8 protein-coding genes and 1 pseudogene are annotated in these 13,395 nt (G+C 52.8%); 7 read left to right on the top strand and 2 right to left on the bottom strand.

Annotated features, from left to right (window positions below):
- Positions 1 to 36 precede the first annotated feature (36 nt).
- Positions 37 to 2,547 (top strand): ATP-dependent Clp protease ATP-binding subunit, encoded by a 2,511-nt coding sequence (locus tag IPM39_08075; protein ID MBK8986023.1) that lies wholly within the window; start codon positions 37 to 39, stop codon positions 2,545 to 2,547.
- Between the two features lie 174 nt (positions 2,548 to 2,721).
- Here IPM39_08075 and IPM39_08070 read toward each other — a convergent pair whose 3' ends face one another.
- A complete protein-coding gene (locus tag IPM39_08070) occupies positions 2,722 to 3,132 on the bottom strand; it encodes a LysM peptidoglycan-binding domain-containing protein (protein MBK8986022.1) in 411 nt (136 codons plus the stop codon).
- A 246-nt stretch (positions 3,133 to 3,378) separates the two neighbouring features.
- Between IPM39_08070 and IPM39_08065 the strand changes: the two genes are divergently transcribed.
- Complete coding sequence (locus IPM39_08065) at positions 3,379 to 5,157, top strand: protein kinase (GenBank protein MBK8986021.1); 1,779 nt, start codon at positions 3,379 to 3,381, stop codon at positions 5,155 to 5,157.
- 75 nt (positions 5,158 to 5,232) lie between these two features.
- Here IPM39_08065 and IPM39_08060 read toward each other — a convergent pair whose 3' ends face one another.
- Positions 5,233 to 6,258 (bottom strand): LacI family DNA-binding transcriptional regulator, encoded by a 1,026-nt coding sequence (locus IPM39_08060; GenBank protein MBK8986020.1) that lies wholly within the window; start codon positions 6,256 to 6,258, stop codon positions 5,233 to 5,235.
- Positions 6,259 to 6,613: 355 nt separating this feature from the next.
- Between IPM39_08060 and IPM39_08055 the strand changes: the two are divergent.
- The 5 genes and pseudogenes from IPM39_08055 to IPM39_08035 all read left to right on the top strand — a co-directional run bounded on the left by IPM39_08055 (position 6,614) and on the right by IPM39_08035 (position 13,377).
- Positions 6,614 to 7,726, top strand: a pseudogene (locus IPM39_08055) (sugar-binding protein).
- Between the two features lie 69 nt (positions 7,727 to 7,795).
- Positions 7,796 to 8,761: a sugar-binding protein gene (locus tag IPM39_08050; GenBank protein ID MBK8986019.1), complete on the top strand. Its 966-nt coding sequence runs from the start codon at positions 7,796 to 7,798 to the stop codon at positions 8,759 to 8,761.
- Positions 8,762 to 8,964: 203 nt separating this feature from the next.
- Positions 8,965 to 10,506: an ATP-binding cassette domain-containing protein gene (locus IPM39_08045; protein MBK8986018.1), complete on the top strand. Its 1,542-nt coding sequence runs from the start codon at positions 8,965 to 8,967 to the stop codon at positions 10,504 to 10,506.
- Complete coding sequence (locus tag IPM39_08040; protein ID MBK8986017.1) at positions 10,503 to 11,663, top strand: sugar ABC transporter permease; 1,161 nt, start codon at positions 10,503 to 10,505, stop codon at positions 11,661 to 11,663. Before IPM39_08045 ends, IPM39_08040 begins: the two co-directional genes overlap by 4 nt.
- Positions 11,664 to 11,769: 106 nt before the next feature.
- Positions 11,770 to 13,377: an FGGY-family carbohydrate kinase gene (locus IPM39_08035; protein ID MBK8986016.1), complete on the top strand. Its 1,608-nt coding sequence runs from the start codon at positions 11,770 to 11,772 to the stop codon at positions 13,375 to 13,377.
- The last annotated feature ends 18 nt before the right edge of the window (positions 13,378 to 13,395 follow it).

Below are 13,395 nucleotides of genomic sequence, written 5' to 3'. Positions count from 1 at the left end.
CGATCTCCTCTTTCAGCAAATTCGAGGTGAAAAACAGTGAACTCGAAAAATTGGGAACGTTTTACGCAACGCGCTCGCCGTGTTCTTAGTCTGGCGCAAGAGGAAGCTGAACGCTTAAATCACAGCTACATTGGCAGTGAACACGTTCTAATTGGCTTGCTGCGTGAAGAAGGTGGCGTGGCTGGGCGTGTACTGCGCGAGCTTGGTTTGGATGTGGTACGTGTGCAGGCCATGGTGGAACGCCTTTCCAGCGGCCCCAGCACCCGAACCCCCTTTACCAAGATTGAATTGTCTCCCAGTACCAAACGGCTGTTGGAGTTGGCCGTTGAAGAAGCCCGCCGCATGGGGCAGCATTACATCAGCACCGAACACCTCCTGCTGGGCATGGCGCGGCAAAATGAAGGCGTAGCCATTGATGTGCTGCGTAAATTTGGCATCAGCGCCGAACAAATACGCCGGCAAACCAAACAAATGTTGAAGGAAAGCCCGGTGGCAGCCGGAGAAACCCAGGTCCCCAGACGCAGCAGCGCCGCTAAAAAAGAAAAAAGCAAAACCCCCATGGTGGACCAACTGGCGACTGACCTGACAGCGCTGGCCGAAGAAGGCAAGTTAGACCCAGTTATTGGGCGTAACATGGAAATCGAACGGGTTATTCAAATTTTAGCCCGGCGTACCAAGAACAACCCGGCGCTCATCGGCGAGCCAGGCGTGGGTAAAACGGCCATCATTGAAGGGCTCGCGCAGCGTATTGTCGAAGGTCGCGTCCCGGAAATTTTGCACAACAAGCGTGTCTTGCAATTGGATGTGGGCAGCCTGGTGGCCGGTACGATGTATCGCGGCCAGTTTGAAGAGCGCCTGAAGCGCGTCATTGAAGAGTTGAAGTCCAGCGACGCTATCTTGTTTATTGACGAGGTTCATATGTTGGTGGGCGCTGGCTCGGCCGGCAGCTCGGTGGACGCGGCCAATATCTTAAAACCATCCCTGGCGCGTGGCGAATTGCAGTGCATTGGGGCGACGACGCTGGAAGAGTACCGCAAGTACATTGAAAGTGACGCCGCTTTGGAACGTCGGTTCCAACCCATTCGCGTGGACGAGCCGTCGTCTGAAGAAACAATTCAGATTTTGCGCGGCATCAAAGGGGCGTATGAGTCCCATCACAATTTATACATTACGGAAGAAGCGATTGAAGCGGCCGTTAACTTATCCACACGCTATGTCACTGAACGCTTTTTACCCGACAAGGCGATTGATCTGATTGACGAAAGCGCCTCGCGGGTGCGGATGTACCGTATGCCGCAGCCGGCCGACATCCAGATTGCTTACGAAGAGCTGCGCGACATCCGCGAAGAACGGGAATTAGCCATTGAGGAAGGTCGGCAGTTGGACATTGACCTTTGGTCTGGGCGCGAACAAGACGTCCAGAAACGTCTGGACCAGATGCGCGCCGCGTCGAGCGCGGAAGCCGGCGTCAACGTGACAGCTGAAGACATTGCTGAAGTGTTGGCGATGTGGACCGGCATCCCGGTCTATCAATTCACCGAACAAGAATCCGCGCGGCTGCTGCGCATGGAAGATGAACTGCGCCAGCATATCGTGGGGCAAGAAGAGGCGATTCAGGCTATCTCCAAAGCGGTGCGCCGCGCCAGAGCCGGTCTGAAAGACCCGGAACGCCCGATTGGCTCCTTTATTTTCTTAGGACCCACCGGCGTGGGCAAGACGGAACTGACCAAAGCGTTGGCCAGGTTCCTGTTTGGCAGCGAAGACGCCCTGGTTCAGTTAGACATGTCTGAGTTTATGGAGCGGCACAGCATCGCCCGATTGGTGGGTTCACCGCCAGGTTATGTGGGCTATGAAGACGCCGGTCAGTTGACCGAGGCGGTTCGGCGACGGCCGTATTCCATTGTCGTCTTTGACGAAATCGAAAAAGCCCACCCGGAAGCCTTCAATTTGCTGCTGCAAATCATGGAAGAAGGCCACCTGTCCGACGCCAAGGGGCAGCGTGTCAATTTCCGCAACACCATCATCATCATGACGTCCAACGTTGGCGCGGACACCATCCGCCGAGGTCCGAACATGGGCTTTGCCTTCCAACGAGACGAAGTGACCGAAGAAAAAGCGCAGTACGCCGAAATGCGCAAAACCCTGACCGACGAGTTGAAACGTCAGTTTCGCCCGGAGTTTATCAACCGCGTAGACAGCATCATTGTCTTCCGTCAGCTATCACCCGCAGACATTCGTTACATTGTGGACATTATCTTGTCTGAGGTAAAGGATCGCCTCATAGACCACGAACTCTCGTTAGAAGTAACCAGCGAAGCGCGGGCCTGGTTGGGCGAACATGGTTATGACGCTGAATTTGGCGCACGGCCGTTACGCCGCCTGGTACAAACAGAAATTGAAGACCTGTTGTCGGACGCCGTTCTATCCGGCAAGTTCCAATCTGGCGAAGTCATCGTCGTGGATGTGATAGAGGACAAAATTGTCCTCCTCCACCAGGAAGAGTTACCAGAAACAGAGTTGGAAGTCGAAGCGTTGCCAGTTATCTAGTGCCCGTAAGCGGTAATCCGTTATCGGTAATCCGTAGGGCGCTGCCTCTGGCAAATGCCAACGGAAAACGAGATACGGACTTCGGCCTACGGATATTAGTACCCCGGAATGTAAGCCAATCAAAAAAAGCCCGCTGTGACAGCGGGCTTTTTATATTGGCAGCTAACCTCGGTTTTACGGTGTAAAGGTGATCGGAATAACCAACGCCTGGCCCACCTTAATCAAATTCTGGTCCTCAATATCATTTACCCGTACCACATCTTCGGCCATTACGCCATAGAGGCGGCTTAGGCCGGCCAACGTGTCGCCAGGACGCACAACGTGAACATAGGTCACTGTGCCATCAGCCCCAGAAACAGGCAGCAAATAGAGATGACCCTGATGCGCCATGATTTCCGGTGTAAATGTCGGTGGCAGTGGTGGCGTAGGCGTCACTGCCACACGCGGGGCCGACGAGGGTACGGCCGTCTGGCTGTCCTCACTACCACCCGACAACGACGAAGGCAGAGTCAGGGAATCTTGCACGTTGCGGCAAGAGACCAACAGAAGCATCATCAATAAAACCAGGATGAATAACCGGCGCATAAGAGCCTCCTTTTTTCAGGACATCCAGTCCCCACTGGCCTTTGTAAGATATGTACCCTCCATTATAACAGAGCGTTCAACTATTTTGAAGGAGCCAGCCCTCACAAGGTAACATAAAGTTCACAAAAAGGGAAGATATTGCCTGAATCCTGGGCACGTAAATAGGAAGTAAATCCTATAAGGCGAACGTGAACAGGGCGCAAATATCATCTTGTAGGGACTTTTGGCCTATTTATAATCCAATGGATGCTACCGCAAACAATTGGCCGTTACCAGATCAAAGCAGAATTGGGGCGCGGTGGAATGTCTACCGTTTACCTGGCCCATGACCCCCACTTCGGGCGCGATGTAGCCGTGAAGCTGCTGCCACGCGAACTATTGCATCATCCCACCTTTCGCCGCCGCTTCGACCGCGAGGCGAAAATTGTCGCGGCGCTGGATCATCCGGCAATTGTGCCGGTGTATGATTTTGGCGAGCAGGATGAGCAGCCATTTTTGGTGATGCGCTTTATGGCCGGTGGATCGTTGAGCGACCGGCTAAAACATGGCCCTATGGCTTTGCCTGAGACGGCGCGTATTCTCAGCCGCCTGGCCCCGGCCTTGGATGAGGTTCACCGCCGCGGCGTGGTCCATCGAGATTTAAAGCCCAGTAACATTTTGTTTGATCAACGCAATGAGCCGTTTATTTCTGATTTTGGCACAGCCAAGTTTACCGATGAGCATACCAAGCTAACGGAAACGGGCGGAGCAGTGGGTACGCCGGCCTATATGAGTCCGGAGCAAATTCAGGGGGAAGTGGAGATAGACGGCCGTTCCGACATCTATACCCTGGGCGTCATTTTGTTTGAGATGCTTACCGGCAAGCATCCCTATCAGACCAGCACACCTATTGGGCTGGCCGTCAAACATATCTACGAGCCAGTCCCTAACCTGCAAGACACCCAACCCAACATCCCGGCGGCCTGCCAACCCGTTATCGTGAAGGCGATGGCCAAGCAGCGGGAAGTACGTTACCAGACGGCCGTCGCCTTTGCCAAAGCGTTGACGGCCGTTGCCCATCCACTTGCCTCAGACAGCCAGCCGTACTATGATGCCGCAACAGAGTTGGTGGTCGAAGACGCGGCCGTGGATCAGGCAATCGCGCCGCTGACTGCGCGGCGCTGGCGCTGGCTGGCGCTTTTTCTGTTGTTGGGACTGGTTATTTTAACGGGCGGAAGTATGGCTCAAGAAAACGGCCGTACTCCTTTAGCTATCTTCGCCCACAATTCGACCCCTGTGCCTGGTGGGGCGGCCACCGGTGGGGCGGCCACCGGTGGGGCGGCCACCGGTGGGGTGTCCACCGGTGGGGTGTCCAGGGCAACACCGTCGCCCACATCCCCGGCCACCCGACCCGTAGAACCCACACGCGCCACGAGCATACCCTCACTTACCTTACGACCAACGGCAGCCACAGCAACGGCCGTACAAACCACCGCCAACCTCACGGCGACCATCACCCTGCCCGCCAGCCTCTTCGCCGCCCCGGACAGCACGTCGGCCGAATTAGCCATCGCCGCTCCCGGCGAAGTGGTCACAATCATCGGCCGCGCGGCGGAAGGGAATTGGTTGTATGTCTTGGACAATCAATACAACCTGGGCTATGTGTTCGGCAGTCGGTTGGAGTGGTCAGGTGATTGGGAAGCCTTATCGGTCATGCCGGCCAACGGCAACGAGGCGACTGGTGGGACCAGGCGGTGCGCGCCGGGGACGTGCGCCGGGCTGACCCTGGACCTCTATCCAGTGAACGGCCGCTGCGAGGCTGGCATTGGCTACCGTACCATTTACTTGCAAGGACAGGGAGGCGACGGCCGTTTCACTTATTTTTGGAACAACACAAAACTGGCCGGGCCAATCAGCAGCGGATTTGGATTTGAGGTAAACAATTCCAGTGCAGCCACTGTTATTGGCACAGGCAAAGTTGTCTCCGGGGACGGTCAGATGGCGGAAAAAGTTCTTTTTGTGGCCGATTTCTCGTGTGGTCCATGACGTAAAGCGTTTGCTCCGTTGGCAATTTCATCTCAGAGAAGCCGTAGAGATAATGGTCTTTGTCTATATGATGCTTCAGCCGTTACTCAAAGAGCTTTGGCGCACAACGAGCGTGGGCAGCAGCTTGATAGGCTCGGCGGTGGGGTGTTCCGGGTTGTTGATGATGCAAATCAACTGCCGCACGCCCTCGCGCCCCATTTCAGATAAGTCCTGGTGGATGGTAGTGAGAGAGGGGTCAAAGTAAGGCGCTTCCGGGATGTCGTCGAAGCCGACGATAGCCAGGTCTTCGGGGATGCGTCGGCCCAATTGGCGGGCGCTTTTCATAGCGCCGAGGGCCATCTGGTCGTTGCAGGCAAAGACAGCATCCATTTCGGGATGCCAATCGAGCAGCATACGAATGCTGCGCTCGCCGCTGCCGGGGGTCCAATCGCCGTGGGTGATGTAACTTTCGTCTACGGAACGGCCGTTTGCCATCAATTCTTCACGCCAGCCCAATTCTCGCTGCCGCGCTTCCCACCAATTCATGGGGCCGGTAATAATGCCGATGTTCCGCCGCCCCTGCTCAAGCAGATGACGGGTCGCCAGTCTGCCGCCATGACGATTGTCAATAACGGCCGTTGTCAACATCGGCCGTGGCTGCACATTCAAAAAGGCAATCGGTACCGTCAGATTGGCTACCTCCTGCTGCACCCAATCCCTGTTTTGCCCAATTTCCGGCACAGCCCATAAAATCCCATCCACATGATAGGCCAAAATTCCACGCAGCAGCTTTTTGGCGTCATACACCTCAGCGTCGGGCAGAATATGCAAAATCAGGGAAAAACCCAACTGCTCCGCTGCTTCCTGAACTCCCTGCAAAACGAGAGACGGACCATACAGCCCTATGCTCGAACTGACAACCCCCAGAGAATAACTCTGCCCCTGGATGAGACTACGGGCAATCTTGCTCGGTTGGTAGTCTAGACTATCTATAACCGCCTGCACATGCTGGCGGGTTTCATGCGACACGTCAGGACGGCCGTTTACCACCCGCGATACCGTTTGCGTCGAAACCCCCGCCGCCTGGGCTACCTCTCTAATCGTGACACGTTTGCGACTCATAGTTTCTCACTCATTTGTCAACTTAGTATGTTAACGTTAACGATTTTCAGTGTAGCACAACGTTTTTTTCATGTCAATGCCAGCTTATTGTCCGCAATCCCGGCCCCACTTGCCAATATGGCGACCAGCCATCATCACAAAAAATCAAAAGTGACCAATGAATTTGGCGAGATTTACGGCAGATTGTACAATAAAAACTGGTTTCAGGGTTGACGGGGGATGTTGTGAATGCTAGAATGTTATCGTTAACGGGAACGATAACAGAGCAAAACTTAACATCCGTACACGAATCTCTGTTATTGATTCTCAAAATTTCAGAAGAAGGCAGTTCACAACTCTAAAAGGAAGAGAAAAAATGAAAAAATCAATCTTGTTTTTGTTGAGCATCCTGGTCTTTGCCTTGATGTTGAGCGCTTGCGGCGGCGACAATACCGCCCCAGCCAGCAGCACCGAAGCCACCAGCGCACCGGCCGCAGAAGCCGCTGCGCCAGAAAGCAGCCAAACTGCCCTGATCGGCATCTCCATGCCCACCAAATCATCCCAACGCTGGATTGATGATGGCAACAACATGGTGAAGTTCTTTGAAGAAAAGGGATACCAGACAGACCTGCAATATGCCGAAGATGACATCCCCAACCAGCTCGCCCAAATCGAAAACATGATCACCAAGGGCGTCAACGTGCTGGTCATCGCCGCCATTGATGGCGAAACCCTGTCTGACGTTTTGCAGCAGGCAGCCGACCAGGGTATCAAAGTCATCGCCTATGACCGCCTGATCCGCGGCAGTGAAAACGTGGATTACTACGCCACCTTCGATAACTTCCAGGTCGGCGTCATCCAGGCCAGCTACATTGAAAAAGCCCTCGGTCTGAAAGATGGCAATGGCCCCTTTAACATCGAACTGTTTGGCGGCTCACCCGATGACAACAATGCCTACTTCTTCTACGATGGCGCCATGTCCATTTTGCAGCCCTATCTGGACAACGGCCAACTGGTCATCCAGAGTGGTCAGCAAGGCATGGACAAGGTTTCTACCCTGCGTTGGGACGGCGCGACCGCCCAGGCTCGCATGGACAACCTGCTGAGCGCCTACTACACCGATGAGACCGTAGACGCCGTTTTGTCCCCCTATGACGGCCTCAGCATCGGCATTCTCTCCTCCTTGAAAGGCGTGGGTTACGGTACAGCCGAACTGCCCATGCCCGTCATCACCGGACAGGACGCCGAAACGCCCTCCGTCAAATCCATCATCGCCGGTGAACAGACAGAAACCGTCTTCAAAGACACCCGTGAACTGGCCCGCGTGGCTGTTGACATGGTGGACGCCATGTTGAAAGGCGTCGAAGTCCCAATTAACGACACTACCACCTACGATAATGGCCTCAAAGTGGTGCCCTCCTATCTCCTGGTACCGATTGATGTGGACATTACCAATTGGGAATCTGTCTTGATTGACAGCGGTTATTACTCCGCCAGTGAATTTGGTTTAGAAGAACGCACTGAAGAAGCCCCGGTCGACGCCCTGATCGGCATCTCCATGCCCACCAAATCATCCCAACGCTGGATTGATGACGGCAACAACATGGTGAAGTTCTTTGAAGAAAAGGGATACCAGACCGACCTGCAATATGCGGAAGACGACATCCCCAACCAACTCGCCCAAATCGAAAACATGATCACCAAGGGCGTCAACGTGCTGGTCATCGCCGCCATCGATGGTGAAACACTGTCCGACGTTTTGCAGCAGGCAGCCGACCAGGGCATCAAAGTCATCGCCTACGACCGCTTGATCCGGGGCAGCGAAAACGTGGATTACTACGCCACCTTCGATAACTTCCAGGTCGGCGTCATCCAGGCCAGCTACATTGAAAAAGCCCTCGGTCTGAAAGACGGCAGCGGCCCCTTCAACATCGAACTGTTTGGCGGCTCACCCGATGACAACAATGCCTACTTCTTCTACGATGGGGCCATGTCTATTTTGCAGCCCTATCTGGACAACGGCCAATTGGTCATCCAGAGTGGTCAGCAAGGCATGGACAAGGTTTCTACCCTGCGTTGGGACGGCGCAACCGCTCAGGCTCGTATGGACAACCTGTTGAGCGCCTACTACACCGACGAGACCGTAGACGCCGTTTTGTCCCCCTATGACGGCCTCAGCATCGGCATTCTCTCCTCCTTGAAAGGTGTGGGTTACGGTACCCCCGAACTGCCCATGCCCATCATCACCGGACAGGACGCCGAAACACCTTCCGTCAAATCCATCATTGCCGGCGAACAAACAGAAACCGTCTTCAAAGACACCCGTGAATTGGCGCGCGTGGCTGTTGATATGGTGGACGCCATGTTAAGGGGTCGGGAAGTACCAATCAACGACACCACCACCTACGATAATGGCATCAAAGTGGTGCCCTCCTTCCTTCTGGTACCGATTGACGTGGACATTACCAATTGGGAATCCGTCCTGATCGACAGCGGTTATTACTCCGCTGATGATTTCAACTAATAGAAACTGATTCTGAGAAGTGTGGGAATGATCAAATTCCCACACTTCTTTTTCTTGTATCTATGCAGGTGCAGCCTGAGCCTGTCGCAGGCGGAGCCGTGCTTCGATAAGTTCAGCCCTCGACTGGTTGTATAGTTAACCGTAGACAGGCTCAGGCAACACGACAAATCGTGAAAGAAGCGGCAAAAAAGGAGAATCAGGGTATGTCAGATGTAATTTTGGAAATGCGCAACATCACAAAGACATTTCCTGGTGTCAAAGCGCTGGATGATGTCAATTTCAGTGTGCAGCAGGGTGAAATTCATGCTCTCGTCGGGGAAAATGGGGCCGGAAAATCGACACTGATGAAGGTCTTGAGCGGTGTTCACCCTTTAGGCACTTACACGGGTGAAATTTATTACCAGGGCGAATTGTGCCAATTTAAAGACATCACTCACAGCGAAAAAATTGGCATCGTCATTATTCATCAAGAACTGGCATTGATCCCTTTTCTTTCGATTGCCGAAAACATCTTTTTAGGCAATGAACAGAAAAAAAGAGGCGTCATCAATTGGAATGAGACCGTTTCCAAAACGCAAGAACTACTCAACCTGGTTGGGTTGGAAGATGAATCTCCCCATACTTTAATCACCGATTTGGGAGTGGGTAAACAGCAGTTGGTGGAAATTGCCAAGGCTCTGGCAAAGGAAGTGCGGCTGCTTATTTTAGACGAGCCAACCGCCAGCTTAAACGAAGATGACAGCGAGGCTTTATTGCAACTGCTGCTGCAATTCAAGGCGCGCGGCATTTCGTCCATTTTAATTTCCCATAAACTGAATGAAGTTTCCAAAGTGGCCGACTCTATCACTATTTTGCGAGATGGGGCCACCATCGAGACCCTGGACTGCCATCAAGATACTGTCACTGAAGACCGAATTATCAGAGGTATGGTGGGGCGTGATTTAACCCATCGTTTCCCGGAGCGGGAACCCAATATCGGTGACACGATTTTTGAAATCAAGAACTGGAATGTCTATCACCCCATCCATCCGGATCGCAAGTCGATTGACAATGTGAACCTGTATGTACGCAAGGGCGAAGTGGTGGGCCTTGCCGGTTTAATGGGGTCTGGCAGAACTGAATTAGCCATGAGTGTATTTGGCCGGGCCTATGGCAGACACATCAGCGGGCAAGTCTATAAACACGGCACAGAACTCGACGTAAGTTCAATTGATAAGGCAATTGATTCCGGGATTGCTTACGTGACAGAAGATCGCAAACAGTATGGCCTGATTCTGATTCAGGACATTAAAAACAACATCACGCTGACAAATCTCAGAGCCATTTCCAAGAGCGCCGTCATTAATGAACCCAAAGAAATGGTTGTTACCAACGAATACCGGGACAAGCTCAACATTAAATGCTCCAGCATCTTGCAAAAAACCGTTAATCTTTCTGGCGGCAACCAGCAAAAAGTGGTGTTAAGTAAATGGCTGTTTGCCAATCCTGATGTTTTGATTTTGGATGAGCCAACACGCGGGATTGATGTGGGAGCCAAATTTGAAATTTACACCATCATCAATCAACTGGTAGCTGAGGGTAAAGGGATCATCCTCATTTCTTCGGAGCTGCCGGAGATTTTGGGCGTGTGTGACCGTATTTATGTCATGAATGAAGGCAGAATTGTTGGTGAAATGCCTGCAGAAAACGCCTCTCAAGAAAAAATTATGGGGTGCATCATGCAACAAGAGGTTGAACAATTATGAAAACCGCGATGACACTTTTCAGGAATAATACTCGCCAATACAGCATGTTGATTGCGCTGATTGCCATTATGCTGTTTTTCCAAATCATGACAGATGGCACACTGATGAAACCGGTGAACCTGACTAATTTGATTTTGCAGAACAGCTATATTGTGATTATGGCCATTGGGATGCTGTTGGTCATCGTTGCAGGTGGGATTGACCTGTCTGTGGGGTCTGTAGCGGCTTTTACGGGCGCTGTGGCGGCCGTGATGATGGTTGAGTACAAGATGAACTTCATTCTGGTCATCATGATCAGTCTGCTGATTGGCGCAGTCATTGGCGCGGCTCAAGGGTATTGGGTGGCGTATCAAAAGGTACCTGCTTTTATCGCTACTTTGGCCGGTATGCTTATTTTCAGAGGGCTGACGCTGGTCATTCTCCAGGGGCGCTCGATTGGTCCTTTCCCCACCAGTTTTCAAAAATTAAGTTCGGGCTTTCTGCCGGATGTTTTTGCCGGTGATTCATTACATATCACGTCGATTGTGATTGGCGTTATTATCTCTGCCCTGGTGGTCTATTTGGATTATCGCTCACGCAAAAACAAAGTGAAATACGGTTTTGACGTGTCTCCTATCAGCATTTTTGTAGTGAAGAATGCCATTCTTGTGGCAGTCATTCTCTACCTCAGCTATTTGATGGCTTCTTACAAGGGTCTGCCAAATGTGTTGGTGATTCTCTTCACTCTGATTGTTGTTTATTCGTTTATCACTAAACAAACTGTGATTGGCCGGCGCATTTATGCCCTGGGCGGGAATGAAAAAGCAGCGCAGCTCTCTGGTGTGAATACCAACCGTCTTAAATTCCTTACTTTTGTCAACATGGGGATACTGGCGGCTTTGGGCGGCCTGATTATTGCGGCGCGGTTGAATGTGGCGTCACCTAAAGCGGGGTCGGGTATTGAATTGGATGTCATCGCGGCCGTTTTCATTGGTGGCGCGTCGGCGTCTGGCGGTATTGGCACGGTGATCGGGGCGGTCATTGGGGCGCTGGTGATGGGCGTCATGAACAATGGCATGTCGATTGTGGGCATTGGCATTGACTGGCAGCAGGCGATTAAAGGTCTGGTGCTGGCATTTGCTGTCTGGTTTGACGTGCGGAATAAGAATAAGGCGTGATCATAAGTTTTCAGGCAACCATTCACCCCACGCCCCTTCGACAGGCTTAGGGGGCGTGGGGTGAACGATTAACGTTTTCAGATTATGTGTTTTCAGGTTATGGAGGATGGACATGAATCGAAACGATATCCAAAAAGCAATTGAGAACGGCAAGACTATTCTTGGCATCGAGTTTGGCTCGACGCGCATCAAGGCGGTGCTGATCGGTGCGGATCATATGCCGATTGCGGCGGGAAGCCATGAGTGGGAAAACCAATATGAAAATGGGGTCTGGACTTATAGTCTGGAAGATGTCTGGGCAGGTTTACAAGAGAGCTACCGGCAGCTCAGCCACGAAGTTTTAAAGAACTACAACACGCCGCTGCAAACCATCGGCGCTATCGGCTTTAGCGGCATGATGCACGGGTATATGGCATTCGACAAGGATGAAACTTTACTGGCCCCGTTTCGTACCTGGCGCAACACCATCACCGGGCAGGCAGCAGAGGAACTCACGGAACTGTTCCAGTTTAACATTCCCCAACGCTGGAGCATTGCCCACCTCTATCAGGCGATATTAAACCAGGAAACCCACGTTAAAGACGTCAGTTTTCTAACCACACTGGCAGGCTACGTCCATTGGAAACTGACGGGGCAAAAGGTGTTGGGGATTGGCGAAGCATCAGGCGTGTTTCCCATTGACAGCCAGACCAACGACTATGATGCAGGCAAGATCGAACTGTTCAATGAACGGCTCGAAGCAAAAAACATTTTGTGGAAGCTTCAAGACATCCTGCCCAAAGTTCTGGCAGCGGGGGATGCTGCGGGCGCACTAACCGCAGATGGCGCAAAACTCCTTGATCCCACGGGACAGCTAAAAGCGGGTATCCCTCTCTGTCCACCGGAGGGCGACGCCGGCACGGGCATGGTCGCCACCAACAGCGTGGCCGTGCGCACCGGCAATGTTTCCGCAGGCACATCCGTCTTTGCCATGATCGTTTTGGAGAAGGCGCTGTCAAAATTGTATCCTGAGATTGACATGGTAACGACGCCCACAGGCAAACCGGTGGCCATGGTCCACAGCAACAACTGCACCTCCGATCTCAACGCCTGGGTTGGTCTGTTCCAGGAATTCGCCGAGGCGGTGGGCGTGGAGATTGACCAGTCCAAACTGTTTGAAACGCTGTACCAAAAGGCGCTGACGGGCGAGGCGGATGGCGGCGGGCTGCTGGCCTACAACTATCTCTCGGGCGAGCATATCACCCACTTTGAAGAGGGACGGCCGTTGTTCGTCCGTACACCCGAAAGCCGTTTCACCCTCTCAAACTTCATGCGCGTCCATCTGTTTTCGTCGCTTGGGGCCTTGAAGATTGGCCTGGACATTCTTTTTGAGCAGGAGCAGGTAGAAATTGACCAGATTCTCGGGCACGGCGGCTTCTTCAAAACCAAGGAAGTGGGGCAAAAGATGATGGCGGCGGCCATGAATGTGCCTGTTACTGTGATGGAGACCGCCGGCGAAGGCGGCGCATGGGGGATTGCTTTGCTGGCGGCTTATTTGCGCCAAAAGGCAGAAAATGAAACCCTGGAAGCCTATCTCTCTAACAAGGTTTTTGCAGGCGAAGCTGGCACGACGATAGCGCCTGAGCCAGCGGATGTGGCTGGCTTTGCGGCTTTTATGGCGCGGTATAAAGAGGGGCTGATTATTGAGAGAACGGCCGTTACTGCCCTAAAGTAGAAGGTTCTTTAAGATTTC

It is taken from the genome of Candidatus Leptovillus gracilis (assembly GCA_016716065.1).
Lineage (GTDB): Bacteria > Chloroflexota > Anaerolineae > Promineifilales > Promineifilaceae > Leptovillus > Leptovillus gracilis.
Note: the sequence above shows the minus strand (reverse complement) of the source record. Positions and strands in the feature narration are given on the sequence as shown.